This window comes from Exiguobacterium sp. s26, assembly GCF_018618235.1.
GTDB lineage: Bacteria > Bacillota > Bacilli > Exiguobacteriales > Exiguobacteriaceae > Exiguobacterium > Exiguobacterium chiriqhucha.
In genome coordinates, this window is the sequence record NZ_JACSLS010000004.1 from 31,704 (window position 1) to 57,692 (window position 25,989).

Annotated in this window: 27 protein-coding genes; 16 read left to right on the top strand and 11 right to left on the bottom strand. The window is 52.2% G+C overall.

Annotated elements, in window-relative coordinates; genetic code table 11:
• Window positions 1–5 precede the first annotated feature (5 nt).
• Window positions 6–458, bottom strand: a complete 453-nt coding sequence (locus tag KNP82_RS07215; protein ID WP_214798729.1) for a MarR family winged helix-turn-helix transcriptional regulator — start codon at window positions 456–458, stop codon at window positions 6–8.
• 142 nt (window positions 459–600) lie between these two features.
• On the opposite strand from KNP82_RS07215, the gene KNP82_RS07220 reads away from it, so the two are divergent.
• Window positions 601–957 (top strand): DUF2200 domain-containing protein, encoded by a 357-nt coding sequence (locus KNP82_RS07220; RefSeq protein WP_131471385.1) that lies wholly within the window; start codon window positions 601–603, stop codon window positions 955–957.
• Complete coding sequence (locus tag KNP82_RS07225; RefSeq protein WP_131471386.1) at window positions 957–1,379, top strand: DUF1801 domain-containing protein; 423 nt, start codon at window positions 957–959, stop codon at window positions 1,377–1,379. The genes KNP82_RS07220 and KNP82_RS07225 overlap by 1 nt, the downstream gene beginning before the upstream one ends.
• 244 nt (window positions 1,380–1,623) lie before the next feature.
• On the opposite strand, the gene KNP82_RS07230 is transcribed toward KNP82_RS07225, so the two are convergent.
• From KNP82_RS07230 to KNP82_RS07245, 4 genes are all read right to left on the bottom strand, one after another.
• Window positions 1,624–2,286 carry an ABC transporter ATP-binding protein gene (locus KNP82_RS07230; RefSeq protein ID WP_029594744.1) on the bottom strand — a complete coding sequence of 221 codons (663 nt, stop codon included), beginning with the start codon at window positions 2,284–2,286 and terminating at the stop codon, window positions 1,624–1,626.
• Window positions 2,283–3,503: an ABC transporter permease gene (locus KNP82_RS07235; protein ID WP_029594743.1), complete on the bottom strand. Its 1,221-nt coding sequence runs from the start codon at window positions 3,501–3,503 to the stop codon at window positions 2,283–2,285. Before KNP82_RS07235 ends, KNP82_RS07230 begins: the two co-directional genes overlap by 4 nt.
• Window positions 3,504–4,163: 660 nt before the next feature.
• Window positions 4,164–4,493, bottom strand: a complete 330-nt coding sequence (locus KNP82_RS07240; RefSeq protein ID WP_029594741.1) for a hypothetical protein — start codon at window positions 4,491–4,493, stop codon at window positions 4,164–4,166.
• A gap of 298 nt (window positions 4,494–4,791) precedes the next feature.
• Window positions 4,792–6,501 (bottom strand): methyl-accepting chemotaxis protein, encoded by a 1,710-nt coding sequence (locus KNP82_RS07245; RefSeq protein WP_214827539.1) that lies wholly within the window; start codon window positions 6,499–6,501, stop codon window positions 4,792–4,794.
• 205 nt (window positions 6,502–6,706) lie between these two features.
• Here KNP82_RS07245 and KNP82_RS07250 point away from each other — a divergent pair, with 205 nt between their 5' ends.
• Window positions 6,707–7,354 carry a TVP38/TMEM64 family protein gene (locus KNP82_RS07250; protein WP_029594738.1) on the top strand — a complete coding sequence of 216 codons (648 nt, stop codon included), beginning with the start codon at window positions 6,707–6,709 and terminating at the stop codon, window positions 7,352–7,354.
• Between the two features lie 113 nt (window positions 7,355–7,467).
• The gene (locus KNP82_RS07255) at window positions 7,468–8,994 is read left to right on the top strand and encodes a methyl-accepting chemotaxis protein (protein WP_214714405.1); all 1,527 of its coding nucleotides are present in this window, start codon (window positions 7,468–7,470) and stop codon (window positions 8,992–8,994) included.
• A gap of 369 nt (window positions 8,995–9,363) precedes the next feature.
• Here the strand turns inward: KNP82_RS07255 and KNP82_RS07260 are convergent, their stop codons facing one another.
• Window positions 9,364–10,224, bottom strand: coding sequence for an SDR family oxidoreductase (locus KNP82_RS07260; RefSeq protein ID WP_214802180.1), 861 nt, complete (start codon window positions 10,222–10,224; stop codon window positions 9,364–9,366).
• A gap of 147 nt (window positions 10,225–10,371) precedes the next feature.
• Between KNP82_RS07260 and KNP82_RS07265 the strand changes: the two genes are divergently transcribed.
• Window positions 10,372–10,806: an Rrf2 family transcriptional regulator gene (locus KNP82_RS07265; protein WP_029594735.1), complete on the top strand. Its 435-nt coding sequence runs from the start codon at window positions 10,372–10,374 to the stop codon at window positions 10,804–10,806.
• 22 nt (window positions 10,807–10,828) lie between these two features.
• Here KNP82_RS07265 and KNP82_RS07270 read toward each other — a convergent pair whose 3' ends face one another.
• A complete protein-coding gene (locus KNP82_RS07270) occupies window positions 10,829–11,665 on the bottom strand; it encodes a Cof-type HAD-IIB family hydrolase (protein ID WP_214827541.1) in 837 nt (278 codons plus the stop codon).
• A 145-nt stretch (window positions 11,666–11,810) separates the two neighbouring features.
• Window positions 11,811–12,692, bottom strand: a complete 882-nt coding sequence (locus tag KNP82_RS07275; protein WP_021066189.1) for an AraC family transcriptional regulator — start codon at window positions 12,690–12,692, stop codon at window positions 11,811–11,813.
• Between the two features lie 156 nt (window positions 12,693–12,848).
• Between KNP82_RS07275 and KNP82_RS07280 the strand changes: the two genes are divergently transcribed.
• The 6 genes from KNP82_RS07280 (at window position 12,849) to KNP82_RS07305 (ending at window position 16,378) form a co-directional block, all read left to right on the top strand.
• Window positions 12,849–13,094 (top strand): hypothetical protein, encoded by a 246-nt coding sequence (locus tag KNP82_RS07280; RefSeq protein WP_214714411.1) that lies wholly within the window; start codon window positions 12,849–12,851, stop codon window positions 13,092–13,094.
• Between the two features lie 13 nt (window positions 13,095–13,107).
• Window positions 13,108–14,088 (top strand): aldo/keto reductase, encoded by a 981-nt coding sequence (locus KNP82_RS07285; protein ID WP_214827547.1) that lies wholly within the window; start codon window positions 13,108–13,110, stop codon window positions 14,086–14,088.
• A gap of 90 nt (window positions 14,089–14,178) precedes the next feature.
• Complete coding sequence (locus tag KNP82_RS07290) at window positions 14,179–14,802, top strand: DedA family protein (protein ID WP_029594731.1); 624 nt, start codon at window positions 14,179–14,181, stop codon at window positions 14,800–14,802.
• A gap of 130 nt (window positions 14,803–14,932) precedes the next feature.
• Complete coding sequence (locus KNP82_RS07295; RefSeq protein WP_214827549.1) at window positions 14,933–15,850, top strand: TerC family protein; 918 nt, start codon at window positions 14,933–14,935, stop codon at window positions 15,848–15,850.
• A 90-nt stretch (window positions 15,851–15,940) separates the two neighbouring features.
• Window positions 15,941–16,114 carry a hypothetical protein gene (locus KNP82_RS07300; RefSeq protein ID WP_214714414.1) on the top strand — a complete coding sequence of 58 codons (174 nt, stop codon included), beginning with the start codon at window positions 15,941–15,943 and terminating at the stop codon, window positions 16,112–16,114.
• 60 nt (window positions 16,115–16,174) lie between these two features.
• Window positions 16,175–16,378, top strand: coding sequence for a hypothetical protein (locus KNP82_RS07305; protein ID WP_029594729.1), 204 nt, complete (start codon window positions 16,175–16,177; stop codon window positions 16,376–16,378).
• 14 nt (window positions 16,379–16,392) lie between these two features.
• Here the strand turns inward: KNP82_RS07305 and KNP82_RS07310 are convergent, their stop codons facing one another.
• Window positions 16,393–16,890: a DUF305 domain-containing protein gene (locus tag KNP82_RS07310; RefSeq protein WP_029594728.1), complete on the bottom strand. Its 498-nt coding sequence runs from the start codon at window positions 16,888–16,890 to the stop codon at window positions 16,393–16,395.
• Between the two features lie 172 nt (window positions 16,891–17,062).
• On the opposite strand from KNP82_RS07310, the gene KNP82_RS07315 reads away from it, so the two are divergent.
• The 3 genes from KNP82_RS07315 to KNP82_RS07325 all read left to right on the top strand — a co-directional run bounded on the left by KNP82_RS07315 (window position 17,063) and on the right by KNP82_RS07325 (window position 20,662).
• Window positions 17,063–18,517, top strand: coding sequence for a UDP-N-acetylmuramoyl-L-alanyl-D-glutamate--2,6-diaminopimelate ligase (locus tag KNP82_RS07315; protein ID WP_214827552.1), 1,455 nt, complete (start codon window positions 17,063–17,065; stop codon window positions 18,515–18,517).
• Between the two features lie 76 nt (window positions 18,518–18,593).
• Complete coding sequence (locus KNP82_RS07320; protein WP_029594726.1) at window positions 18,594–19,271, top strand: response regulator transcription factor; 678 nt, start codon at window positions 18,594–18,596, stop codon at window positions 19,269–19,271.
• Window positions 19,268–20,662 (top strand): sensor histidine kinase, encoded by a 1,395-nt coding sequence (locus KNP82_RS07325; protein WP_214827555.1) that lies wholly within the window; start codon window positions 19,268–19,270, stop codon window positions 20,660–20,662. Before KNP82_RS07320 ends, KNP82_RS07325 begins: the two co-directional genes overlap by 4 nt.
• 37 nt (window positions 20,663–20,699) lie before the next feature.
• Here KNP82_RS07325 and KNP82_RS07330 read toward each other — a convergent pair whose 3' ends face one another.
• Together KNP82_RS07330 and KNP82_RS07335 are read right to left on the bottom strand one after the other, a co-directional pair.
• On the bottom strand, window positions 20,700–21,656 hold the full coding sequence (locus KNP82_RS07330; protein WP_131471400.1) for a F510_1955 family glycosylhydrolase: 957 nt from the start codon (window positions 21,654–21,656) through the stop codon (window positions 20,700–20,702).
• 59 nt (window positions 21,657–21,715) lie between these two features.
• Entirely contained in the window at window positions 21,716–23,572 is a 1,857-nt protein-coding gene (locus tag KNP82_RS07335) for a heavy metal translocating P-type ATPase (RefSeq protein ID WP_370448607.1), read from the bottom strand.
• Between the two features lie 282 nt (window positions 23,573–23,854).
• Here KNP82_RS07335 and KNP82_RS07340 point away from each other — a divergent pair, with 282 nt between their 5' ends.
• Both KNP82_RS07340 and KNP82_RS07345 read left to right on the top strand, forming a co-directional pair.
• Complete coding sequence (locus KNP82_RS07340; protein ID WP_251128684.1) at window positions 23,855–25,354, top strand: multicopper oxidase family protein; 1,500 nt, start codon at window positions 23,855–23,857, stop codon at window positions 25,352–25,354.
• Between the two features lie 26 nt (window positions 25,355–25,380).
• On the top strand, window positions 25,381–25,962 hold the full coding sequence (locus KNP82_RS07345) for a YdhK family protein (RefSeq protein WP_131471402.1): 582 nt from the start codon (window positions 25,381–25,383) through the stop codon (window positions 25,960–25,962).
• Window positions 25,963–25,989 lie beyond the last annotated feature (27 nt).

The following is a 25,989-nucleotide window of genomic DNA, read 5'->3' on the forward strand; positions in this document are numbered from 1 at the left end:
TCCCCCTAGTAGTCTCGTTTCTTCCCTTTTTTCACGGCATCCCAGTCCCCTTCGATATTGTGGCGGACCCGCTTCAACAGCCGAAGCAGCTGCTCGGCTTCCTGGTCGCTCAGCCCGGCGAGCGCGACATCCGTCGAATGCTCATGCTCGCGGATGATGACCGGGTACAGCGCCTTGCCCCGTTCAGTCGGGACGAGCCGCTTGATTTTCTTGTTGTGCGGGTCGTCCTGCTTCGTGATTAACCCGTTCGTCTCCAACTTTTGAACCGCCCGCGCCGCCGTCGTCCGATCGACTTTGATCAATTCGGCGAGCTTTTCTTGAATGATGCCCGGCTCCTCACAAATCCGGACCAAATATAAATATTGCCCTTTCGTCAGCTCGAGCTCTTTGAACTCGATATTGCTGATTGAGTCGAGGGAACGGGCAATCATCCCGATTTCACGCAACTGGTCTCTCATATAGTCCTCCTGATTGTTGTATTTACAATACGTTACGTCTAGTATAGTTGTTTTGGTTGCATTTGCAACAAAAAATATTCTCGGTACGTCTTTCGAATGTGTGAGAAAATGAAGGTATCATTCCACGAAACGAGGGGATTTCATGGCACACCGCATTTACACGACGAGCTTTGCGAGCGTCTATCCGCTTTACGTCGCGAAAGCCGAACGGAAAGGCCGGACGAAAAACGAAGTCGATACGATTATCCGCTGGTTGACGGGCTATGACGAGGCCGGACTCGAGCGCCAACTCGCTGCCGAGGTCGACTTTGACACATTCTTCGCCGCTGCGCCCAAGATGAACGAAGACCGCGCCCTCATCAAAGGCGTCGTCTGCGGCGTCCGCGTCGAGAATGTCGAGGAGCCGCTCATGCGCGAGATTCGCTATTTGGACAAACTCGTCGATGAACTGGCCAAAGGCAAAGCGATGGCGAAGATTTTACGAGGAGGCGACGTCTGATGGACTATACGACACTCGTCGACGACAAGCGGCTCGACGCTTTCATCCGTTTAATTGACGTCATCGATGCGAACTTACCGGCCGGGTTCGAGAAGACGACCGACGGGAACGGCATCCATTATGTCGTCCCGCTATCGACGTATCCGTCCGGGTATCACGTCACGCCGGGCACCCCGCTCCCGTTCTTGAGCGTCATCGCCCAGAAGAACCATGTCGCCGTGTATCATATGGGCGTCTATAGCGACCCGGAACTGCTCCGCTGGTTCGAGGAGTCATACGCCGCCCAAGTGCCGACGAAATTGAACATGGGCAAGAGCTGTATCCGCTTCAAAAACGTGAAGCATATCCCATATGAGTTGATGGGTGAACTCGTCTCGAAGATGACACCAGAACAATGGATTGCGGCGTACGAGTCACGTTAAAAAAGGCAGGTCGATTGTCGACCTGCCTGTTTGGCATTCCTTATTTTCCCCGCTTCCCCCATAGTCGGAAACGGATTGAGTCCGTCCTCATTGCGGCCTTGCCAGATATACTGCTACAACTAGGAGAGCTACCCCTAAGACAATCAACAATTTGTAAAACATGTTTTGTTTTCTACGAACCACACCAATCACGGTAAAGAAGATACCGAATAGGAAGGACAAGACCATTGCGATGAATCCCATTTTATTCGCTCCTTTTCAGCTTAATGATTCGCTCGTGACGATTGGCCACGTCCAAATCATGTGTCACGGTAATCACTGTCGTATTGAACTCGCGATTCATCTCAAACAACAAATCGATGATGCGCTCTTTGTTTTCCGGGTCTAGTGACGCAGTCGGCTCATCGGATAAAATGATTTGGGGATTCATAATGACAGCCCTCGCAAAAACAGCTCGCGACCGTTGTCCGCCCGAACATTCCAACGGTTTCTTCTTCAAAATGGACTCGATTCCAATCTTACTCACAATCCGCTTGAAGTGTTCCTGGGCGCGTGGGTCTTTTTCAAGATTGGCATACATGAGCGGTAACTTAATATTGTCCTCGATGGTCAGCGAATCAATGAGTGCCGATTCCTGAAGCACGAATCCAATCTTTTGATTGCGCCATTTCGCTAATGTATCCCGTGACAGCCCCTGAACAGATGAATCAAATAGCTCATAGCTCCCTTGGTAACGTGTATCCAGCAACCCGATTATATTGAGCAACGAGGTCTTCCCTACGCCAGACTCCCCTATAATCGAGAGCTTTTCCCCCGGTTGAACCTCTAATTCAAAATCATGCAGGATGGAAAATCCTTTCTTATCGAACGCTTTTTTCTGAATTTCTAACTTGATGATGCTACTCATTGCAAAACCCCCACCGAGATTGGAATACCCTTGATTTTTTTGAGCGCCAGTTCCACAATCATCACCCCTATGATCACGTCAATCAATAGAACACCTAAGAAAGCGATCCAATCCATACTGATTAAGCCAAATACCCCATACGTGGCAAAAATCGAATCTTTCCTCATCCAAAAACCGTATCGATTGAAGGCGGTGATTGCGAATAAGATGACGAGGTTGATCGAGAACAAAATCGCAAAGTAGCTATAAAAAATGGTTCTCAGTTTGGAGTAACTTAATCCCACTAATAAATTGACCGTAAAATCTTTAATCATGAGCCGAACACTGATTAATGTATTCCAAGTCGCCAGACACACAATGACGACGAGTAACACGAGCGTAATCGCACTAATCATCTTCAAAGAGCTTACATAATAATCTTCAAAGTAATTAAAGTTTTCTTGTTGGCTAAAAAAGTTAAAGTCCAACCCTAGATTGTTCTGAATCTGTTCATTCAACTTCGTTGCTTCTTCTTTCGTCGAATCGAGCAACACGATGTCCATCAAACCGTTCAAGTGGAGGTCAAGACCCGCACTTTGAATAAACGGCTCGTTGACGGGGACGATGACTGAAAAGTTATAGTAGTTCTTTGAATTCGGTGCATAAAAGTTCGAGCGGTGCGTATTTTTCTCCAAGACCCCTTGCACTCTCAAATCAACCGCTTGTTGGGTGACCGGATCCGTGATTTCGATTTTAGATCCTACCGGATACGTTGAAGCCAGACCTCCACCTATCAGAACCGGAATGTCATCTTGTTTAAATTGATAATCAAAGTTCAACTGATCGCCTTGCGCCAACTTGAATTGATTGAGTTGGTACGCCTCTTCATTGATGTAATTAAACGACACTTCCATATCATGTTCATTCTCTAAAGAGGTCGTAAAGCCGTCAGCTTGTAAGGCATATGTATGATTGTTATTTAAATACTCATAAAGCTTTCGCGTTTCCTTGATGTCGATTCGATCAAAATCGGCTTCACTCTCTGGATTTAAATTGGCGATATAATTCCCTTCTCGATTGAACGTTTCAATTTCTTGATAGCCTTGAGCAGTCGAAATAATGGAACGCGTGGCACTAAAAGAGAGGTAATTCGCTAGGAAAAGTAATAAGATCATTCCCAGAACAAGGATCCATCGCTTCAAAAATATTCTTGTTATAAAAAAGTGTAAAATTCTCATTCTCTTTTCACCTGACCTGCACTAATTAATATATATACGATAAACAGCAAGACGAGATAAAGGTTGCTGGTTACATTCAAATCTAAGTAAAAGTTCAATGAAAGGGATAATAAAAAACTGAACCCCAAGATCGCTAGACTATTTAACATGTAGCGACGAACCACTTTTTGTTTCGTGTCTCCGACAAGGATGCGGCAAGAAATCTCTGTTTTTCTCCGATTTAAAAATTGATAATGGAAGATCATCATAATAAACGTGAGAAGAATGCTGATGATCAATTGATAGTCAACAATGCTCTCAATGAATGACATTAAGATAAACGAACCTTCTAAATCTACAGTCTGCACATACATCAATATCAAATTTGAGACAAAACAAAAGAGATAGATGGCAGAAGCTTCAAACACATCATTAAATCTAAATAAAGAATATTTCATGACCTACTCCTTACAGATGGCATTTATAAATTTATGGTAACACGTATGAATAAATGCCAACTACCTAACTAAAAAAAACAGTAAGTTATAATTTATGAGTTAAAAAAGTAAGCTGCCACTCCATTAAACATAGAAATCCATCACATCATGTAGACATGAATTCAGACCCTGTAGGAACATACCTATCGGGTCTGATTCACACCCTCTACCTTCACCAGAAGACTTATTTCAGTGCGCCTCGAGCCCAGCTGAACTTCGTTGTGTACTTGTCTCCCCATCTCAAATCGTCCCAAACAGAGCCTGTCACTTTTGTGCTGTAGGCTACTTTGCTTAACAACGTTCTACCGTCGCGCGTATATTTGAACGAAGTAGATTTGTATTTTGAATTACTGTAGTTCCAAGCAGCACCATTGTACTTGATTTGGAATGATTCTTCTGTAGACGCCCCACTAGATGCCGTACCGAACGTCGCTGCCGAGGCAGACCCTGCGCCTACTAAAAGCGCGCCGACCACTAAAGCTGAACTCGCAAATCGTTTTGTCTTCTTGTTCATCACACATTCCTTCTTTCTTGTTAAATTTTTGAAATTCAAAGAGTTGATACACATAAAAATCTAGCATAGTTCACATTAAATTCAACAATTCGATAACAGATTATTACAATTTGATTCATTTTACATAAAAAGTATTCAGTCGATTATGACGAACTGCCTATGGTAAATTCATCCACTCAATGACCCTCGCCTGATAGATTAATGTGACTAACGCCTAGGGTCCCTAAGTTGCTACGATTCTATAAAACGGAGTTCAATCTAAAAAAGCAGGCAGGTCGATGGGCGACCTGCCTGTCCGTCATACGTGGAATCGTTTTGTCATTTGGCGCATCTCGTCTGCCATGTTCGACAGCTCTTGGGCCGATGCCGTGATCTCTTCCATCGACGCCATCTGTTCTTCCGTCGCCGCCGACGTGTTCTCGGTGTCGGTCGCCGTCGTCTCCGTGATGCCTTGAATCTCGTTCACCGATCGTAAAATCTCGGTCGCCCCGGCCACCATCTCTTGGACAGAGCCTGACACTTCCTCGACTTTTTGACCGACCTCTTCAATCGCCCGCTTGATGTCCTCGAACGCTAGCCCAGCCTGTTGGACGTTCGTGACGCTGTGGCCCATCTCGCTCTCGACGACATGCATCGTCTGGACGGCTTGTTTCGTCTCCGTCTGCGTATCCCCAATCAATCCGGAGATCCGTTTCGTCGCGCTGGCCGACTCTTCGGCGAGTTTCCGGACTTCTGAGGCCACGACGGCGAAACCGCGTCCGTGGTCGCCGGCCCGGGCCGCTTCGATGGCCGCGTTCAAGGCGAGCAAGTTCGTCTGTTCGGCGATGCCAGAAATCGTACCGGTGATGCTGCCGATTTCTTGGGAGCGGACGTCGAGTTGGCCGATGACCGTCTGCAACGCCTTCACTTTCTCGTTCATCGCCTCGAGCTGGGACTCGAGCGTCTCAATCAACTCGTTGCCGGTCCCGACTTTTTGAAGTGCCCCGTCTGACAGTTCGGTCATGTGTTGGGCGCTATTTGAGACGTGATGAATCCCATTCGTCAGTTCGGTGAGCGTACTGTTCGATTCCTTCACACGCGTCAATTGACGAAGCGAGCCCGACGCGATTTCTTCCATTGTGACGGCGACCATCTCTGTCGCTTTTGTCGTCTCTTCGACGTTCGATTTCAAATCGTCCGATGACGTCGCGACGCGCCCGGCTGTCGTCGTGACGTTGCCGATCAAGTCGCGAAGACTATCTTTCATCTCGTTAAATGAGTTGGCGAGCGAACCGATCTCGTCACGCGATGTGTACGTGCTGTCGACCGTCAAGTCACCGGCTCCAGCACGGCTCATCAGTCCATTCAATTCACGGATTGGGCGGACAATGAGGCGCGTGATGTAGACGCCGAGCCCGATTGAGACGAGTGCCCCGATGGCGACAAGCGCCCAGAACAACGTGACCGATTCCGTCCGCTCGTTCTGCATCGTCGTGCTTGCTGTCTCGGCTTCTTGATTGATGCCGTCCATGACGACCGTTGCCGTCTCGACCAAGTCTTGACGGACCGGTCGCAAGTCACTCATATAGACGCGATAGGCCGCCGTGTTCTCATTCCGAAGCACCGGCTGAAGCACGAGCTCGGTCCCTTCGAGATAGGCTGCAATTTCGGCATTCAAGTCTTCGACTCGACCTTGCATCTCGGCATCTGTTGAGGCGAACGTCTCGTTGAACAGCTCAAGATTAGTCCCGATGCTATCGCGCCGTTCCTCAATACTCGCCTCTAGTTCTTCATTTCGAGACGCATCCGTCGTCAGCATCAATTCGAGCAAATACCCGTCCAAGGCACGGTTATCCGTCCGGATTTGACCGAGGGCGCGAATCGGCAATAACCGATCTTCATAAATCGATTCTCCCGCATCGGCCATGCGTCCTATGAAGACGTGGCTGAGTGCTGCGACGAGAACGAGTGTCGCGATGAATACGCTGATCAATACTGTCAGTTTTTTAGACATCTTCAAATTTTTCACGATGATCCCTCCCTACCTGATTTATCGTAGGAAAGAGGCTTGAAATGAAGTGTATTTACACATGCGTTGACCTATGTTTCCATTTTTAGCCACCCTATTGAGCACAATCGCACATTGCCGACGCATTTGTAAGCTGGCTCACCTTCATTTGGAGACGGAATGCGATACGATAAACAAAAGAACTGATGGAAAGGAGGCGTAATCTGTGCCCCGCTGGCTCAAACTTAGTCTCATGCTCATTGTGTTCGGGAGTATCTTCTACATCACTCATTTCCACTATGAACTCCGTCCATCCGATATCCGTGACATCGTCCTGTCGTTCGGCTGGTGGGGTCCTGTCGTCTTTTTCCTTATCTATGCGATTGGCCCAATCATCTTCTTGCCGACTTCGGTACTGTCACTCGGGGCCGGTCTCGCCTTCGGGGTGTGGCCGGGTGTCCTCTACATCCTGTTCGGGGCGACGGCGGCGGCCGTGACCGGTTACGTCATGGCCCGACTGTTCGGCAGGTCCGTGCTCAAGGTCGAGAGCTATCCATGGTCGGAGAAGCTGTTCACGCAGATGGAGCAACGTGGCTTCCTATACGTGTTCGTCTTACGGCTCATCCCGCTCGTCAGCTTCGATTTGCTCAGTTACGCGGGCGGGATCGCTAAAGTCAAATTCAAATCGTTTATCCTTGCGACCGTCCTCGGCATGATCCCAGGGACGCTCGCCTACAGTTTTCTCGGGGCGAGTCTAGCCTCGGGAAGCATCACCTTGATCGTCATCGCCGCCCTCGTCTTCGTCACGTTGATTGGTGTCACCTACTATTTCCGCGAACCCGTCAAACGGTGGCTCGGGCTCACGTCAGACTAGAGAAGCGCATCCGCTTCTCTTTTTTTTGCTTCGGCGTGTAAAAACGATAAACATTCGTGCCAATCGGACGATACTCTAGTAGCTATATCGACCTATTATCAGGAGGAATCTGCATGAGTTCTGAAAAACGCAATCAATTGATGCTCGTCACCACGTTCGTCATCGTCTTGACGTCTGTTATCGTCCATCTGCTCCACCGCTTCACGGATTTTGCCTATACGTACACCGTGCTCCGAAACGGTGCCGTCGGCTACGCATATCCCATCGCGACATGGGTCCTGTTTGCAGTCCCAATCGTACTATTGATCGCCATGGTCGTCAGCCAGCGCGTAAAACCACATCTTTTCCCGTACTTGATGATGCTGACGCTCACGTTCGCGAGCATCTCGACCGTCGCCGGTGGGCAAGGGCTCGTCGAATATCATTTCTCGATTTTCGTCGTCTTGGCGATTTTGTCGTTCATGCGCCGCATCGATTTGATCGTCTACAGTACGGTCATCTTCGCCGTGCAACATCTCGCTGGATATTTCTTGGTTCCTGAAATCATTTGCGGGACGGCCGATTATCCGTTCAGCCTATTGCTCGTCCATGCGATTTATCTCATCCTACTGAGCGCCGTGCTTATCGCGCAGATTTACTTCCGTAACCTCGAGTCGTCGCGTGTCAAAGTACAGGAAGATGAGACGCACCGTCTGTTACAGCAGGCCGTCACCGACGCCAGTCAACTCGTCATGACATTGAAGACACATGCGACCGAACTCGAGACGGCAGCCAACCAGTCGCTCCAGTCCGGGGAACAAATCGCCGTCACCGTCGATCCGATCGTCGCCCACGCGACCGAGCAAGAGACGTCGATGAACCACGGGGCCGAGGAGATTCAATCGATTCGCTCCCTCACGGCGCTCATCCAAGAACGGATGGCCCAAACAGCTGCCGCTTCGTCACGGATTGCGGCCGACGCCATCGCCGGGGACGGCGACATGCGACGGATGGAGGCGAAAGTCGAAGAAATCATTAGCGAATCGGAACGACTCGAACGCGTTGTCACGACGATGTCGAACCGATCGACCGAAATTCAAGCCATCCTGCAGCACGTCGAGACAATCAGCGACCAGACGAACATGCTGGCTTTGAACGCCTCGATTGAAGCCGCACGGGCCGGTGATGCCGGTCGTGGTTTCGCCGTCGTCGCTTCTGAGGTCGGCAAGCTCGCCGTCCAGTCCCGAGATTATGCAGCCGAGATGACCCGCGTTCTCGGTGGACTGATGGACGATACGATTGTCGTCCGCGATTCGGCACAGTTGTTCAAACGCGCGACCGAGAACTGTCAAACCGTCTCGGCCGATGTGACGGCCGTCTTCCATCGTTTGACCGAAGATGTCTCCGAAATCGACGGTCAAATCAGTTCGATTCAAGAGACACGTCAACGCGTGACGTCTCAGATGGAGACGCTCGAGACGCGCCTTGCGACGACAAAACGAGCGGCGAGCGAACTGCAGCAACAGATTCAGCACGTCGCCGCCGCGACCGAAGAACAAGTCGCCATCCAAAAAGAGTTGAGCCACATGTCGGATCGCCTCGCCTCGACCGCGAGCACGTTAGAAGATGTGACCGGTCAGCTCGAAGCCCGAGCGAACTAAAAAACAGACCGCGAATGTGGATTCGCGGTCTGTTTTTATGAATGGCTGAAGAATGAAATTTTTGCAGTCGACCGAATGACGAGTACCGATACGAGCATAAGGATGGCCGCGATTCTAAAGCCCATATCCCCGATGACATTGAATTCATATCTCAACCCGAAAAGTATTGCTAATCCGAGGACAACGGCCATTAGAAACATCATGTTTTTCATGTGATTGATCCTTCCTATGTACATCTATGATTATCCATTTATTGTTAGTATACCGGATGGGGATGACGTGTGCACAAATATGTGAAGACAAATCACTAATATTCATCAAAAAACGTCACGTTCTCGATTATCGAAAACGTGACGTCACTATTATCGTTTATAACGTTGATACGAGCTTTTGAAGCGCCTCTTTGAGCGGCGTCACCGGACGACCGAGCACCAACTCGAAATCGTTCGACTCGACTTCTAGTGAGCCATTGCGGATGCTGTCTTGAATGCCGACGACGATCGGAATCGCTCCTTCCGGCACCCCGGCGCCGCGCATGACGCCAGCGTAAGCGTCGTTACTCACTTCTTGAAGGGTCACTTCACGCCCGAGCACTTCACTGAGCGCCTCGACGAGTTCGGCTTGCGTATGGAGCGGACCTGACAATTCAAAGATGTCTTGTTCGAAATCGTCTGCCATCAAAACGTTCGCAATCGCTTCAGCGTAATCTTCTTGTAGCGCCCAACCGACTTTGCCGTCACGGGCTGCCGTCACCCAAGGTGCGCCGGCGAGCACACCTTGAATACTGCCAAGTTCGTTTTCTAAGTACCAGTTGTTGCGCAAGAACGCGTGCGGGATCCCCGTCCGCTCGATTGCGCCTTCCGTCTCGACATGTGGCGGTGCCATCAAGTTTTGGCTCTCTGTCGCGTCGGCGAGACTCGTATAGGCGATGAACGATACGCCTGCGCGCTCGGCCGCCTCGACGGCGTTCGCATGTTGACGGATGCGTGTGTCGTTGTCCCCGTCCGCCGAGATAATGAGCAGCCGTTCGACACCTTTGAACGCTTCATCGAGCGTCTCGGGCTGGTCGAAGTCGCCGTGTCGCACATCGACGCCTTTCGCTTTCAGTGCTTCTGCTTTTTCAGGGTTGCGGACACTGACCGCGAGTTCACTTGCGGGTACCGACTTGAGCAACACATCGACAATTTTCGAACCGAGTTTTCCGGTTGCACCTGTGACTAAGTATTTCATAAATCATTTCCTCCTTTTAACCTGTAATTAAATCAGTTACATGTAATCATCATAGTTACAGCTTCTTCGTTTGTCAATTGTTTGTTCCCTGTTATACTAAGGATGTAACCAATTCGCTTACATGGTTGTGCAGAAAGGTGGTGGCCTATGTCCATCAGTAGCCGTTTCGCGGTCGGCATTCATATCTTGACGTTGATCGAGGTCAATCAGGACGGCGTCACCTCGTCTGACTTTTTGGCCGGCAGTGTCAACACGAACCCGGCCCTAATCCGAAAAATCATGGCCATGTTGAAGAAGGCCGACTTGATTGAAGTGAAGCCTGGCGTCGCCGGAGCCAAACTGACGAAAGACTTGAACGAGATCTCGCTCTATGACGTTTATCGCGCCGTCAGTGTCGTCGAGGAGAACGAGTTGTTCAGTATCCATGACAACCCGAACCCGGCGTGCCCCGTCGGCCAACATATCCAATCCACAATCGAACCGATTTTCATCCACGCCCAATCAGCGATGGAGTCCGTATTGAAGCACGTGACCCTTGCCGATGTCGTCAACGATGTCGCCACGAAAAGCCAAGCAACCTGAAGAGAGGTCGCTTGGCTTTTTTTCAGATGAGTCGATACTTTTTGAAGCTGTTAGAAAGCCCGTCCTGATCACAGGCGTCCGTCACGTCGTCTGCGACGCGTTTGACCTCGGGTTTGGCGTTGCCCATGGCGACACCGACCTTGACGTATTCAAGCATCTCGATGTCATTCAACCCGTCCCCGTAGGCGAACGTCTGCGCTCGCTCGAGACCTAGATGTTCGAGCAGCGTCGCAATCGCCGTCGCTTTGTTGACGCCCGGGATGGACAGCTCCCCACTGTTGGCCCCGAATACGGCGACCGTGCTCGGGATGACGGTGAAACGAGATGCGAACTCTTGTTGGATGACGTCGAGCGGGACGGATGAGCCGAGGAACGAGATTTTGTTCACGTCGGGACGGACGAGGTCGACCCCTTCTTTCATCGCGTCATGGAACGGCTTCAAACCGCGCTCGATTGTCGCGCTCGCCTCCGGATTGTTCGCCATCAACTCGTCAATCATCGTCGCCACGCGCGCCTTGGCTTTGCCGCCGGCGAACAGACCGTCGTTCGACTCAAGATAGAAGTCGATGCCGTGTTCGGTGAAAAATGAGATCAGGTGGCTCAAATCATCGACGGAGACTTGTTGGTGGTACAGTACTTCCTCCTCGAGCTCGATGTAGCCCCCGGCCGCCCCGATGATGCCGTCAAAGCCGACGTCGAGAATGTCCGGGAACAGTTCCGCCTTCGAGCGCCCCGTCGACAAGAAGACGAGATGCCCGTTCTGTCGCGCCTGTCGGACGGCCTGCTTGGCCGATTCCGGGATGTTGCCGTGGTCATCGACGAGCGTGCCGTCGACGTCTAGAAAGATGATGTGTCGCATAATGTCCTCCTTTTTGTCCTGAATACAAGAAAAACCTAAACCAGACGCAACATGTGCGCCCAGTTTAGGTTTTGCCTGGCAATCCAGTAACAATCCTGATGTATGTCGTTTTCCCCTCAAGCATACCGCTCGCGAATTTCCTTTGTCAAAGCTGTCGTTGTTGCCGCACGTCGGCCCGTGGCGACAGCCCGAACAACCGGGCATACTCGCGGCTGAACTGCGATTGACTCTCGTAGCCGACTTGGAACGCCGCCTCGCCCACGTCCGTCGCCTGCATGAGCAACAGCCGTCTCGCCTCTTGGAGCCGTAACTGTTTTTGGAATTGGAGCGGGCTCATCGCCGTCACTTCCTTGAAATGACGGTGGAGCGTCGAGACGCTCATATTGGCGACGCGGGCCAATTCCTCACTTCGAATCGTCTCGTTGAAGTTCGCGATGATGTGGTCGATGACCCGTTTGATCCGGAACGCCTGACTCCCCTCGAACGCTAACTGCCGCAGCATCTCCCCGTTCGACCCTTGCGCCACCCAATACAGGAGTTCGCGCTTATAGAGCGGCGCGAGTGCCACATGATCCGGTGTGTCGACGAGACGAGCGAGACGGAGCGCGACATCGAACAACGCCTCGTCGGCATCGGCGATATACATGCCCCGCTTCGGTTCACGCGGCTCGGTCAGCTCGACGTGCCCGACGGCATCGATCAAGTCGTCAATCGTCAACTCGAGTTTCAGCGCCACGTATGGGACGTCTGCGCTCGCTTTCGTCACTTGTCCCGTCACAGGCAAGTCGACCGAGGCAACGAGGTAATGTCCGCCCTCGTAGACGAGCCGTTCGTCACCGAACAACATCTCTTTCCCCCCCTGCAGGATTAGGCAAAATGACGGTTCATTGACGCGTGTGATCGGTTCGGTCACCATTGATTCATGAATGAACGTCATCGCCGGGACGATCGTCGGATGCACCCCGTCCCCCGGTATGTGTCGTGTGATGACGTCAATCAGTTGCAGTCGTGTCTCGATGTCGTTCACCCTCCCTCGGTTTTCTCCCCTTCAGTATACGGCAGATTGTTTTCTTGGACGAGCCCTGTCCAACCTGTTGAGAGGATTAGGCAAAAACACGACATGAACGCGCTAACGCCCGCCCCACATCTCGCGTCATACTGGTGGCAAAGGAGGGGAATCGACATGGAAAAGACGTATCACGTGACGGTCGAACGTGGCTTCGCGACATTGCTCACCCGTTGTGCGCATTTCGCACTTGCCCATAACGTGGTGATTCGGCTCGATTCATTCCGACTCGAACCGACGCCAGAGGCACTTGTCGAGGCGCTAGCGCTTCCGATCGACACCCATACCGAATTACGATTGACCGTCAACGACGACAGCACCGTGGATGAGTTCGAACGGTTCCTCTCCACGTACCAACTTTGAAGGAGGTATTTTCATGGAATATGTAAAACTTGGCAATACGGGACTCGACGTCTCGCAGCTCTGTCTCGGCTGCATGGGCTTCGGCGACGCGAGCCGTTGGATTCACGATTGGGTGCTCGACGAGGCGGCCACCCGCCCAATCATCAAACAAGCGCTCGACCTCGGTATCAACTTCTTTGACACGGCAAACATCTACTCGAAAGGCACGAGCGAGGAATACGTCGGACGTGCGCTTCGGGATTATGCGAACCGGGACGAAATCGTTCTCGCAACAAAAGTTCACGGTCGAATGCACGACGGTCCGAACGGCGGCGGCTTGTCGCGGAAGGCGATTCTGTCGGAAATCGATCATAGTTTGAAACGGCTCGGCACCGATTACGTCGACCTGTATATTATCCACCGCTGGGACTATGACACACCGATCGAAGAGACGATGGAGGCGCTCCATGACGTCGTCAAATCCGGGAAGGCCCGCTATATCGGTGCATCGGCAATGTACGCCTGGCAGTTCCAAAAAGCGCTCCACGTGGCGGAACGGAACAACTGGACCCGGTTCGTGTCGATGCAAAACCATTTGAACTTGATTTATCGGGAAGAAGAGCGTGAAATGCTGCCGCTCTGCCGGGAAGAGAAAATTGGGGTCACACCGTACAGTCCGCTCGCCTCGGGGCGCCTGACACGCGACGTGTCGACCGTGACCCACCGCTCTGAGACGGACGTGATTCAACGTTCGAAATATGACGCGACGATGGACGCCGACCGGCTCATCATCGAGCGGGTCGCCGCAATCGCTGAGACGCGGGGAATTACCCGGACACAAGTCGCCCTCGCCTGGCTCTTGCAACAAGACACGGTCACCTCGCCAATCGTCGGTGCCACGAAGCAGCGTCATTTGGACGAGGCGGTCGGTGCGTTGGCCGTCACGTTGACAAAAGAAGAGATGGCTTCGCTCGAAGAACCGTACATTCCACACGCGGTCGTCGGTGCGATTTGAGTCAAAATTCAACCTCAAGTCGTATGGGCGTGCTCCTTGCCGTCGGGTAAAGTAGACAGAGATGTCACAATACGCAAGGAGAACCGATTCATGGAACAATGGATTCAACAAATGATTGAGCAGTTCGGCTATTGGGGCGTGCTCTTCCTCATCTTTATCGAGAACGTCTTCCCACCTATCCCGTCCGAGCTCATTTTAATATTCGGCGGCTTCTTCACGACAACGACCACGCTTACACCCGTCTGGATGATTCTCGCCGCGACGGTCGGTGCGGTCATCGGAGCCATCGTTTTGTATAGCGTCGGATTATTTTTCGACAAGGAGCGTCTCGAGTCATGGGTCGCGCGTTACGGCAAACGTCTCTTTTTGAAAGTGGATGACGTCCGCATGGCCGATCGCTGGTTCGACCGCTTTGGACCGAAACTCGTCTTTTTCGGTCGATTCGTCCCCGTCGTCCGTAGCCTCATCTCGATTCCGGCCGGCATGTCGAACATGCCGTTCGTCAAATTTTTGATGCTGACGACACTCGGGACGCTCATTTGGAACACGGTGCTCATCTTTGTCGGCGTGTACGTCGGGGAGAATTGGCAAGTGTGGCTCGGCCATATCGAGACGTATTCGCATGTCATGTATGGCGTCCTCGCCGTCATCCTTCTCGGACTAGGCGCTTTCATCGTCCGGGTCATCTGGTCACGTCACTCTGAACAGCGTTAAGTTTGCACACTCCGAAATCGATTCGGAGTGTTTTTTTGTGGAATCGCAGTTTACCCTCTTGACTTTAAATTCTTATGACCTTAAATTAAACATATAGAGTTCACACGAACTTAAAAAGGAGGAATTATTGTTGACATTACTCATCGCCTTTTTGGTACTCGTCATCTTCATGCTCGCGCTTGACCTCGGGGTGTTCCACCGCAAGGCACACGAAGTCTCGCTCCGTGAGGCATGGACATGGACGTTCGTCTGGATCGGGATCGCCATCGCGTTCGGCGGTTGGTTGTTCTACTCGCAAGGCAGCACCGTCGCGACAGAATATGCGAGCGTCTACTTCATCGAGAAGGCACTCGCCATCGATAACGTGTTCGTCTTCTCGCTCGTGTTCGCCTACTTCGCGATTCCGCTCAAGTATCAGCATAAGGTGTTGTTCTGGGGCATTCTCGGGGCAATCTTCTTCCGGGCCGTCTTTATCGTCGCCGGGGTGTCGTTGTTAGAAAACTTCGGTTGGATTTACTACGTGTTCGGCGCTTTCCTCGTCTACACAGGTTGGATGATGTTCAAAAATATCGGCAAGGACGAGTCGCTCGAAGAGAACAAAACCATTCGCTGGCTCGAGCGACGCTTACCGATCACGCAAGACATCTCGTCTGGTAAGTTCACGAAGCGAATCAACGGCAAACTCTTCTTCACGCCGCTCTTCATCGCGCTCATCTTTATCGAGATCTCGGATATCGTCTTCGCCGTCGACTCGGTCGCAGCCAGTTTCGCCTACTCGCGTGACCCGTACGTCATCTTCTATGCGAACATCATGGCGATTCTTGGACTTCGTAGTCTCTACTTCGTCCTCGCCAACTTGATTGACCGCTTCTACTACTTGAAGCACGGACTCAGCTTCATGCTCGTCTTCATCGGGACGAAGATGATTTTCGGTGATGTTTACAAAATGCCGATCTGGATGTCGCTCGGCACAATCGTACTTGTCATCTTGATTAGTGTCGTCTACAGTTTCTATAAAACGAAACCTGGACAGGACAAAAACGTATAACCAAAGGGAGACGTGCTAGCCTCCCAGGTGGTTCACTTCTCAATTGTGGGTAAACCTTTAGTCTAGCAAACACAGAAAAGGTGGTTATAAATGTTTGACCGTATGGGTGATGTGAGTATTGGACTCGTCTTCGGAATCGTGTTGATGCTTTTGTTCAACAGTCTTTGGGGACTTGGAGTCGGCGTGATGTTAGGAATCTTCTTCCTCGTCGCACCGCGCTTGACAAACCGCCGTACTAGAAAATATATACCGCAAACACGTTAAACCGGGGCACACGCCTCGGTTTTCTTATGTATACTGGGGAAAAATCATTTAGGAGGTCACATGGATTATTCAGCCACAGAACTGACGGAAGCGAAACGTCAAATCGATTCGATTCTTCATAAACTGAACGAGACGGTGACGACGCTCGAGGCGAAAGAATCCCCTGAGCGCTACAAGTCACAACTGTCACTCGCGAAACGGCGTATTCAAGCGCTGACGATCGCCGTCGAACTGATTGAGGCCCAACTTCATCCCGACACATAACAACAGCGACCGCATCACTCGGTCGCTGTTGTTGTCGATTTAGCTTCTTTTGCTGCTTCCTCTTCTTCTTTTTCTAACTCTTCAATCAACCGCTTCATCTCGGCGATTTCCCGTTCTTGTGCTTTAATGATCTCTTCCGACAACTGTTTCACGCGCGGATCCTCAATCTCGGCCCGCTCGCTCGTCAAGATGGCGATCGAGTGGTGCGGAATCATCGCCTTCATCCAACTGACGTCATCGACCGTCGTCTGGCTCCGGACGAGCCATAGGGAGAGTCCGAACACGAGCGCGCTCACACCTAAGATGACGGCGTTCAATTTCTTGTTTTTATACATCCCCCACATGAACAGCAACATGACGAACGCCATGACCGAGCCCATGATGAGCGCCATATAGAGACGTGTCTGACTGAAGAAGACGTGGTCGAGTTGGAACACGTTCAAATACATGAGCCAATACATAAGGAATGTCGATACGAGAATCATCACTCCGAATTTTGCGTAAGGTTTCATCGTCTACTCCTCCTTTGCTGATGGTCTGTCTACACAATTGATTGCCTAATCCATTTTTGTTAAAACATCGAGACCTCATGCACGACACGAGACCTCCTCTCATTTCACTTCTTTTTCACAAACAAGGGCTATACTGTCAAAATGGACTTTGCCGACAAAGGAGAAATTCGAAGTGTTGAAAACCTTGCAAGACCTGTTGACAGAGCTGAAACAGCTCGTGACATGGACGTATTTAGACAACCCTGCCGAAACGATGATTGAGGGCATTTCCTTCTCCTCAAAAGAAATTAAACAAAATTTTTTATTTGTTTGTATCTCAGGCTATCGCCATGATGGCCATGACTACGTGAACGAGGCGATTCATAACGGGGCGGTCGCCATCGTCGCCGAACGTCCGATTGAGGCCCGGGTACCTGTCATCTATTGTAAAGATACGAAACATGCCCTCGCCGAACTCGCCAGTGCGTTTTATGACCATCCCTCGACGCGACTTCGTCTGCATGGCGTCACCGGGACGAACGGAAAAACGACGACGACGGCGCTCGCCCATCAATTGTTTGATCACGTCGGCATGTCAGCCGGACTCATCGGCACACTCGGCATCACGTACGCCGGGAAGACGTTTCAGACACCGAACACGACGCCTGACCCGTTGACCATCAATCGCCACCTTCATGCCATGGTCGAGGCCGGTGTCACCGATTGTATGATGGAAGTCTCATCCCAAGCCATCGCGGAGGCACGGATTGCCGGCTTGGAGTTCGAGACGACTTCATTCCTCAACCTGTCCCACGATCACTTGGACTATCATGGGACGATGGAGACGTACGCCTACACGAAAGCCCAGTTGTTTGCACAGTTGACGGAGTCTGGATGTGGGATCGTCAATGAAGATGATTCGCATCAAGCGCTCATGTTGTCGATGGCACCATCCATCGCCGACTCATTTTTATTCAGTCGTCACTCGACTACCGCGGACTTGATTGGGTATCACAAAGACGAGCAGTTCATGCTCCAGTTAGGCGACGAGAAAATGCACTTACCTCTCCCGTTCCATGAGGACTATAACCTCGATAACACGTTGTGCGCCATCAGCATCGTCCTGCAAACCGGGGTTCCGTTGGCAGAGGTCCTTCCTCATGTTAAGAAGTTGACGTTGCCGAGCGGACGCCTCGAACGAGTGACCGGAATCGAACAATCGGTCTATATCGACTATGGACATACGCCGGACGCCATCAAACAAGTCGTGACGGCATTGACGGCCCGCTATCCTCGTGTACTCGTGCTGCTCAGTGCTGCCGGCGAACGTGACCGAATGAAGCGAAACATCATGACAGAGGTCGTCGTTGCTTCAGGCGCGGATATGATTTTGACGGTCCATGACCCACGTCACGAAGATCCGCAACAAATCCTTGACGATTTGGCGACGGGACAATCTGCCGAGCTTGCACGTTTCGACGAACGCGAAGCAGCCATCCGGTTCTTCTGCGAACGGATGGACGGCTACGACTGTGGTGTCTTATTCGGGAAAGGGCATGACCGCGTCGAGCGCATCGGAGACGAGGCCGTACCGTTCGACGAACCCGCACTCGTCCGACGCTTTCTGCAATCGCCCGAACTGCCCTGAGGGACAAGGAGAACGTTCCCCTTCTCTCGAAACCGTTACGTAGACGAGACGGCTCAGAATCATAGGAGGACCATATATGAAAATTTTGATTGTCGATGACGAAATGAAAATGAGACGATTGCTCCGCCTATTCTTAGAAGGCGACGGCTACACCTGTATCGAGGCCGCTGACGGACGAGAAGCGATGGAACGGATTTCCGAACGTCCGGACTTGGTGATGCTCGACATCATGATGCCCGGCGTCGATGGAATCACGTTGTGCCGCCAAATCAAGGCGCTCGATGCCGAACTGCCCGTCGTCTTGTTGACGGCCCGCTCGGACAGTGAGACAACGATCCGCGGGTTGGACGCAGGTGCCGACGATTATGTCACGAAGCCGTTCGAAGGAAATGTGCTCCTGGCCCGGATTCGTGCGGTGTTGCGACGGAGCCGTGTCACCAATGTGAACTACGGACAGCTGCGCTATGAAGAAGCGAGCGGACGGATTCTCTATCAAGAACAAGAAGTCGTCATGACGCCGAAAGCAACGGCCATTTTGAAACTGTTCTTGCAACATCCGAACCGGCTATATAATCGGATGGATTTATACGACTTGGTGTGGCCCTACTCGTCCGAGTCGGACCCGCGCACGGTCGATGCCCATATCCGCATGATTCGCGACAAACTCGGCGAGGCCGGCTTCCCGATTGACGATTATTTGAAGACGGTGTGGGGCCGCGGCTATCGCTGGACCGAGGAGCGGTCGGACTCATGACATTCCGACGCAACAGCCTCCCGTTCCGAATCAGTCTGATTTTTTTATTGACGACGTTATTGATTGAAGGCGTCTTGTTCTTATTGCTCTACCATACGCTCCTCGGTGAACGTGTCGTCGAAGAGATCGACCGGCTCGAATCGAGAGCGGAAAGCCATGCGAGCGTGCTGGCGATGAGTTTTGACGAGGAGACGATTGGCCACGTCGCGACGATGGAGAGCGAGACCGATACGAAAGTCGCCATCACCGCTCCCGACCACTCGATTCTACAGACATCCAACCGCTTCCCCGACCCGCTCTCGGTGCTCGTCCAAACTGAAGCAGAGCGAGGGGATGCCGATGTGACGACCATCCTCGAAGACGATTGGGAGAACGAACCGTATCTCGCAGTACGGACCCCGATTGATGCGATGGAAAATGACACCCGTTACGGGTATGTGTATATGTTTCTACCGACCGAGATTATTCATGGCATCAGCCATCGGCTCCAACTCCGGTTTCTTTATATCACCGGCATCGCCCTCGTCATCACCATCATGACGTTCGTCTTGCTGAGCCGGTTGATTTCAAACCCGATTCAGCTGTTGCGCCGAGCAACCGAGGATGTGTTGACGAATCCCGAAACGTTGACCCTGCCGACGTCCCGAGAAGATGAGATCGGCGAGTTGGCCCGCTCAATTGAAGCAATGTCGCTTGAACTGGCTCGTCTCCGGAAAGAACGGAATCAGTTCTTGTCGGACCTCGCCCACGAGATCAAAACGCCGCTCACGTATCTGCAAGGATATGCCGAAATCGCATCCAAACCGCAGACGCCAGAGTCGTTAAAAGAACAGTCGATTCAGACGATTCTCGAAGAGAGCCAAGCGTTGACCGAGCTCGTCGAGAACGCGTTCCAGCTCGCCCAGTTGGACGAGAACACGTTCACGTTGCATCGCGAACCCGTGGCCGTCGATGCGCTCTGTGACGATTTGCAACGCGTGCTCACCACGATGTTCCGAGTGACACCGATCGCGTTTGCTAGTAGCACCGATTGCTCCTCCAAGGACGTCGTCTTACAGTTAGATCGACATCGCATCTTACAAGTGTTCCGCTCCATCGCCCACAACGCGATTCAACATAGCGAGGCACGCCACGTCCGATTCGATATGCAACTTACGGATGAAGCACTTCACTTCACGATTCAAGACGATGGGAAAGGTATCCCTCAAGAAGATCTGCCTCACATCTTCAATCGCCTGTACCGGGTCGAAAAATCACGTTCCCGTCGTACGGGTGGCAGTGGACTCGGGCTTGCCATCGCCCATCAAATCATCCGGTTGCATGATGGTACGTTGACCGTCGCCTCTGATTCATCTGGGACGATGTTCACCATCACTCTTCCGCCCCACTAAAAAAATCCGGCACCTGAGCTCAGGCGCCGGATTTTTTTCATTTCACTTTCCCTGCTTGCAACAGTTGCGTCCATTCCTCGTCTTCAAAGACGTACACACTGTTATCCGATGTCGCTAGCAAAAATCGCCCGTTTTGGCTGACCAGTTCGATCGGGACGCTGTCCGCGTTCAGCGAGGGCAGCTCAACGGTCGTCTCCGTCTCGTCGGTCAAATCCGAGACCACAAGATCGAACGAGGCACCGTCTTTCGTGATTGACGCCAATTTCCCTTTCGTCGATGCCATCGTGACGATATTCTTCTGTTCCAGGAACGGCTCGAACGTGTCTCCCCCGTCGTCTGAGACGAGGATGCCGTCCGGACCATAGACGAAGACGCGTTTCGGTTCACTTGCATCGGCCGTGATGCCGGCGATGCCTCGACCTTCGATGCCATCCATCTCCATCGGCTCAAACGACGTACCGCCGTCGAGCGACCGATAAAAACCTGGTTCGAGTTCACTGGTCGCCGTTTCCAAATACACGTAGAGGCTCTCGGATTCGAAACCCGCACTCATATAGTGAAAATCGGCCTCACCTTCTAACGAGCGAATCTCGAGCGTCTCCCCTTTATCGGTCCCACGGACGACACCGAGGGGATTTTTATACGGCGAATCCTGTGCCGGGTGACCACTCGCATAGAATCCGTCTTTGACGAGCTCGAAGCCCATATAGTCGTGACGGTTCGACGACAATTCGTACCAGCCGTCTTCTCTGAATTCCATCAGTCCCGTATGCGTCGCGATGACCGGACGCCCGTCTGGCCAAAAGCCGGCACCGTGAATATGGGAGACCGCGGTGCCTGTTTTTGTCGCTGTCCAGCGGTCCGGCACCTGTTCCGTCGACGTCTCTTTTTCTTCCGTGACCGGTTCCTTCGACTCGCTCGCTGGTGTCGCACCCCCACACGAGGCAAGAAATACAGTCGTCAAAAACATCGGTACGAGTAGCTTTCGTTTCATAATAGTTCCCTCCATCTTTAGCATCCTCCTCATTATAGAGACCAAAGATGAAAGAATTGTTAAAGCTTGAGCGTCCGGGCATTGAGCGCGACGATGACGGTACTGAGACTCATGAGCACGGCACCGACGGCCGGTGACAAGATGATGCCGATTGGGGCCAACACACCGGCCGCGAGCGGGATGGCGACGATGTTATAGCCGGCGGCCCACCACAGATTCTGAATCATCTTGTTGTATGTGTTGCGAGACAAGTCGAGAATCGACAGCACGTCTTTCGGGTTGCTCCGGACGAGAACGATATCGGCCGTTTCGACGGCGACGTCGGTGCCGCTCCCGATGGCAATGCCGACGTCCGCTTGGGCCAAAGCCGGTGCATCATTAATGCCGTCCCCGACCATCGCCACTTTGCTGCCGTCGGCTTGGACGGTTTGCACTTGCCGTGATTTATCATCCGGCAACACTTCGGCGTACACTTCCTCGATATGAAGTTGCGACGCCACCCAGTCGGCCACTTTTCGGTTGTCACCAGTGAGCATGATCGAACGGACGCCCCGGTCTTTCAACGCTCGGACCGTCTCTTTCGCTTCATCGCGAACCATGTCCGCCAAGGCGATCATACCGACCAAGTCTCCGTCTCGAATCGTGAAGACGACGGTCTTCCCGGCGGCTGATAACTGGTCGAACGCCGTTTCGTCAATTGAGAGCTCATGCTCCCGAATATAGCGGGGGCTGACGACTTGAACGTGACCTCCCTCTACCTGTCCTTCTAATCCAACCCCCGTGATCGAAGCGAAATCGACGACTTCAGGCAACGTCAATTTGCGTGCTTCCGCTTCCCGAAGAATGCCTCGTGCGAGCGGATGCTGCGAGGCCGTCTCGACCGCGGCGGCCAGACGTAACACGTCCTCTTCTGTATGAGCAGATGCGGCTTCAATGTCCGTCACCCCGAAATCGCCTTGCGTCAACGTTCCCGTCTTATCGAAAATGACCGCATCGAGATGACGCGCCTCTTCGAATTGAGTCCGATTCCGAATCAACAGTCCGCGTTTCGCCGACAGGGCTGTCGAGACCGCCACGACGAGCGGAGACGCGAGACCGAGCGCGTGCGGACATGAGATGACCATGACGGTGACCATTCGTTCGACAGCCATACTGACCGGATATCCGAGAGCGACCCAAATGGCGAACGTCAGAACTCCCGATCCGACGGCGACATAAAACAAGAGCTTGGCGGCCCGATTGGCTAGGTTTTGCGTTTTCGATTTGGATTCCTGCGCTTCTTTGACCAAGTCGATGACTTTCGCCAAGTATGTGCTCTCTCCCGTGCTTGTCGTCGAAATCGTCATGCTACCTTCTTGGTTGATTGATCCTGCGATGACGACATCCCCGGTCTCTTTTTCGACAGGCATCGATTCACCGGTCAACATCGACTCATCGACCGTCGTCCGCCCTTTCAGCAGTTCCCCGTCGACAGGAATCTGCTCGCCCGGTTTGACGAGAATCAAATCCCCAGCAGCGAGCGCCGAGACGGGAACGTCCTCGATGTCACTCCCGTTGATGCGGTGTGCCACGCTCGGTAATAGACGAACGAGCTGTTGCAACGCGTTCGACGCACCCATGATTGAGCGCATCTCAATCCAGTGCCCGAGCAACATGATGACGATTAACGTCGCCAACTCCCAAAAGAAGTCATGCCCATGCCCGTATCCGAACACGATGGCAACACTATAGAAGTACGCGACGCTGATGGCAAGTCCAATCAGCATCATCATCCCCGGATTTCGTTGACGCAATTCATCGATGCTCCCTTTCAAAAACGGCCACCCTCCGTAGACGTACACAATCGTCGCCAACACGAATAGCGTCTCCTTTTCATAAGGAAACGTGAGTTCGAAACCGGCCCACTCTTGAATCATATCTGACAAGATGAGAATCGGGATCGTCAGCCCTAACGAGACGAAAAATCGACGCTTATACTCTTCAATCATCCCTTCATGTCCGCCGGTATGCGAGTCATGCGCTTCCCCGTGTTCATGATGAGATGACGCGTGGTGTGAATGTTCCACGTTGACCACCTCCTATGTATACCATATACCCCTATATAGTATATAAAAACTTATTTTCCGTTTAACAAATATTTCATAACTTGTTGGTATAACTAAATAGGCTCTCGCTTTTAACCGAAAGGATGATGCCTTATGAACCGCGTAACGAAATGGGTCATTGGGATGGTTATAGTCAGTATCGTGATTGGATTGTTCTTGCTTTTGTTCACGTTTGCTCCTGGAAACTGGATGATGGGAAACGGTTCATTCATGGGAGATCGAAACGATGGTGGCATGATGCATGGCAACGGCGGGATGGGACGTGGGGGTACCGTCGAGCTCGTCGCGTCGAACGAACCGAATCAACGACTCCCCATCCCGGAACGGCTACGACCTGACCGTGTCACGGACGAGGCGCTCTATTATACGGTTCGTACCGAACGTGGCGAGCACCGATTTTTCAATCAAGGTGTCAGTACCGAGACGCTCGGCTATAACGGGAATTTGCTCGGACCGATGATTGAATTACCAGCTGGAAAGACCGTCTATATCAATACAATCAATCAGCTCGATGAACCGACCTCGTTCCATTGGCACGGTCTCGTCATCCCGGGAGCCGAAGACGGCGGACCCCATCAATCGATTGCCCCGGGTGAACAAAGACAAGTTCGTCTCGATATCGACCAAGAACCGGGCACACTCTGGTTTCACCCGCATCCGATGGGCGCGACGGCCGAACAAGTATACCTTGGTTTGGCCGGACTCTTGTACGTGACGAACCAAGCGGAGACCGGGTTGCCGAATGAATACGGTGTTGATGACATCCCGCTCATCGTTCAAGACCGTCTCTTCACAGCCGACGGACAACTCGATTACGACCGCCAGATGAACATCGATGGGACGGTCGGTGATACGTTGATTGCGAACGGAGCGATCAATACAACGTTCGACGTGACGACGAACACGTTACGCGTCCGTCTCGTCAACGGCTCTAACGCCCGGAATCTCGACTTCTCCCTATCGAACGGGGAGGCGTTCACTCAAATCGCGACTGACGGCGGGTTGCTCGACCAACCGGTTTCGCTTGAGACGTTGACGCTCACACCTAGTGAACGGGCCGAGATTTTAATCGACTTTTCCGACTTGTCTCTCGAGGACGACATCGCTCTTCAAGCAGATGGGATCCCGTTCACGACGTTCACGGTGCGCGACCACATCGAGCAAGACGGTGATTGGACGGCAGCTTTCACGGAAGCCCCTGTCACTAACGAGTCGAGCGAGGCCGACCGACGCCTCACGTTGTTCGGGATGGGCAATATGGTGACGATTGACGGCAAACAGTTCGACCCTGACCGGATTGACATTAACGTCCGGCAAGGCTCGACCGAGGTGTGGGAAATTTATAACCGAGAGGACATGATGGGCGGGATGACCCACCCGTTCCACGTCCATGGCGTCCAATTCCGGATACTTGAACGGGACGGCAAGCCTCCGCCTGACAACGAACGTGGCTGGAAAGATACGGTCGCCGTCGCACCGGGCGAGAAAGTGAGCATTGAAATGACGTTTCGAGAGACAGGGACGTTTATGTATCACTGCCACATCCTGGAGCATGAAGAAAACGGGATGATGGGACAATTGAAAGTAGACTAATCACACTTTACTTGGAGGGAATATGAATGAAATGGAATAAGAAACTCGGAATGATGACGATGGCACTCTCACTGAGCGGTTTACTCGTTGCTTGTGGTGAAAACGACACGACGAATAATGATACGAACATGAATGATCAAATGGAAGAGACGATGGACGGGAACGACCATTCAGGAATGGACATGTCCGGGTCTGGTGACGTCCCCGAAGGCTTGAAGTCAGCAGAGAACCCGACGTTCGCGGTCGGCGACACGGCCGTCATCACAGAGGCCCATATGCCTGGCATGGAAGGCGCGGAAGCGACCATCGTCGGCGCCTACGATACGGTCGCCTACAGTATCTCGTACGACCCGATGCACGGAGGCGAGCGCGTCAAAGACCATAAATGGATCATTCATGAAGAGATTGAAGGTGCACAGGACGACCCGTACGAGGTCGGCGACGAGGTTGAAGTCAATGCCGAGCATATGAGCGGTATGGGCGGAACGACTGCTACCATCGATTCTGTCGAAGAGACGACGGTCTATATGGTCGACTTCACGTTAGAATCCGGCGAAGAAGTGACCAACCATAAATGGGTCACCGAGGAAGAACTGTCGGCACCTTAATCGAGACGTTTGTCGGAACGTGGTCAC